At 62.1% G+C, this 2,381-nt stretch carries 2 protein-coding genes and 1 pseudogene; 1 reads left to right on the top strand and 2 read right to left on the bottom strand.

Annotation, left to right across the window (positions count from 1 at the left end):
• Positions 1-240 (top strand): annotated as a pseudogene (locus CWO89_RS47370) (hypothetical protein); the annotation flags it as partial.
• A 46-nt stretch (positions 241-286) separates the two neighbouring features.
• Here the strand turns inward: CWO89_RS47370 and CWO89_RS43225 are convergent.
• Positions 287-631: a hypothetical protein gene (locus tag CWO89_RS43225; RefSeq protein ID WP_130584274.1), complete on the bottom strand. Its 345-nt coding sequence runs from the start codon at positions 629-631 to the stop codon at positions 287-289.
• A 341-nt stretch (positions 632-972) separates the two neighbouring features.
• Positions 973-2,381 (bottom strand): Ti-type conjugative transfer system protein TraG (gene traG, locus CWO89_RS43220; RefSeq protein WP_130584273.1); only part of this gene is annotated, 1,409 nt, incomplete at its 5' end.

Raw genomic sequence — 2,381 nt, 5'->3', positions numbered from 1 at the left:
GAGGCCTCATCGATTGGCGCCGTCGCTGTCTATCCTTGCATGGGTGGACGCGACGAAGCGGCAGGAAAGCGCTTGCGTGGTGCATTGGAAGGCTTGGAAGCCGGCAAGGTCTCGATTCGTGCCCTTCACCTCGGCGATCCCAGACACGAGGACGCAGTGAGGGTCCGGTTTCAGCCGACGGGATTTTGGCTGGAACGCGAACCCGTCGGAGGTCCGTCGGAGGGGATGCCGCCGCTCTGAAGTGATCGGGAAAGGTTCCGATCGTGCGAGACTCCCTCGCCTGGGACTACTCGTGATCCGCCCCCAGCGAGACTTCTGGAATATATCCCAATTGCCGTTCCAGGAGAGCCAAAGTTAGGCGGGCGGACTCCAATCTCGAGGTCGCCTCGACCAGGTCGGTCCACGTTTTGTCCGACCGCGAAACCGCTGCGGAGCCAATCTCAAACAGGCTGTTCTTGAGATGCGGTGCCGCTTCGTCTCGCAGGGCACGCTCCAAATCGAGCAGCGTGCGCGTCAGCGCTCGATGGGCGCAAGCGTCCTCTCGTTCCAGGTTTTCCACCAGTGCGAGGGCCTCGCGATAATGTCGTATCGCTTCAACGGTTTTGCTTTCAAGACCGGTCTTATCGCTCATCTGCTTTTCTTTCCCGAATCGATGTCACCTGGACTTGCCCCCCGGCCGTGGCGATAGTCGCTTGACGCTGCTTTTGACGCGTCCTTCAAGGCCCGATCCTGCTTCTGACCACCTCGAGACTTGTCCGGTGATGGTCTTGCCGATTTCCGATTAAGAGCCGACCTATGGCAGCCCAACTTCGCGCGTACAATGTGTCCTCCCTTCATCAATGAAGGATCGGGCGAGCCCTCTCGGGACGGCTCTACTCGCGCCGCCGGGAACGGCGCTCCCAGAGCCCGCAAGCGGTCTCCGCGCATTCGCGTGACGATCCTCTCGCGGGTCATTACCGCATTTCACGACCATCAGCTACGCCCACCAGCTTCTCTCCGGTAGAACCTGTTCTCGCCGACGCGCGCCCGCATGTCGTCGCGCCGGAACCAGATGGCCCGCCCGCATCGTAGCGGCGGATTGCCGGCCGTGAAGATGATCTGCTCGTCGGTCCGCATCCGCAGGACCTCATGCGGCAGCATGAGCGGCCGTCGCGCGAGCTGCTTGGACCGCGTTCGGGAGGAACCCGACATCCGCGAGGACTGGCTCAGCTGATCAACCTCCACCGTCGTGTCACCGCAACGCTTCGAGATGTAATCCGCCGTCTCGGGATCGTTGATCGCCGAGAAGGAGATCCAGGACGCGCTCTCGAACCACTTGCTGGTGGCGTCACGTCCGCCATAAGCCTCGCGCATCTGGCCGATCGACTGGTAGAGCATCAGCAGGGTGATGCCGTATTTGCGACCCGCGTCGCGCGCGGTTTCGAGAATGCGCAAGTACCCGAGGCGAGCGACCTCATCGAGCAGGAACAAGGTGCGGCCAGTCACTTCCCCATTTCGATTGTAGATCGCGTTGAGCAGCGAGCCGATGATGACACGGGCGAGGCCGGCATGATTCTCCAGCGTCTTCAGGTCGAGATTGATGAAGATGTCCGTCCGACCTTCCGCGATCTCGGTCGTCGCGAAGCTAGACCCGGACACCAGTGCGGCATAGTTGGCATAGGAGAGCCAATGGGTTTCCTTCACCGCATTGGCGTAGACGCCACTGAACGTTTCCGGCGTCATGGCGATGAAGGGCGCGACATTTTCCTTCACGAATCCGGATTCCGAGTTGTCGTAGATCGATTGAAGCCTCTGGCGCAGCTTCGGCTCCGGCTCGGACAGATTGGCGCGGACCTGGCGCAGCTGCTGATCCGTCTTTTCCGTATGACCGGACAGGCAGACATCGGCGATCAGCGCCGTCAGCAGTTGCAACGCCGAGGCACGAAAGAAGTCATCCCGCGCCGAGCCTTGGCGCGGATTGTCGGTCATGATCCATGAGGCGACGGCGGCAATGTCCTCTTCCTTTGTTGCGCCGTGCTGGCCGATCCAGTCGAGCACATTGAAGCCGATCGCCGAGGAGCGCGGGTCGAGCACGAAGACCTGGCGACCGGCGCCGTGCCGGTGTCCCGTGACCATGGGCGCGACCTCGTTGGAAGGATCGAGGACGACCAATCCGCCGCCCCATTTGAGCGCTGTCGGCACCGTCACGGATGTCGTCTTGAAGCCGCCCGAACCAGCGAACACGATGCCGTGCGAGGAGCCAAACGACCCATCAAAGCAGAGCAGGGGAGACCTGCCGCCGGCGCCCCATGTCTCAGGGTCGTCAGCGCGAAAGGACTGATCAGCGACCGCATTCCGATCGACGCGATAGCGCTCCCCGACCACGATGCCCCCCGCTTCCG

It is taken from the genome of Bradyrhizobium sp. Leo170, from assembly GCF_004296405.1.
Lineage (GTDB): Bacteria > Pseudomonadota > Alphaproteobacteria > Rhizobiales > Xanthobacteraceae > Bradyrhizobium.
This window is presented reverse-complemented; position numbering and strand designations above follow the sequence as displayed.

Coding starts and splice junctions, on each gene's coding strand:
- CWO89_RS43225 (WP_130584274.1), bottom strand. CDS start 631: ATGAGCGATAAGACCGGTCTTGAAAGCAAAACCGTTGAAGCGATACGA.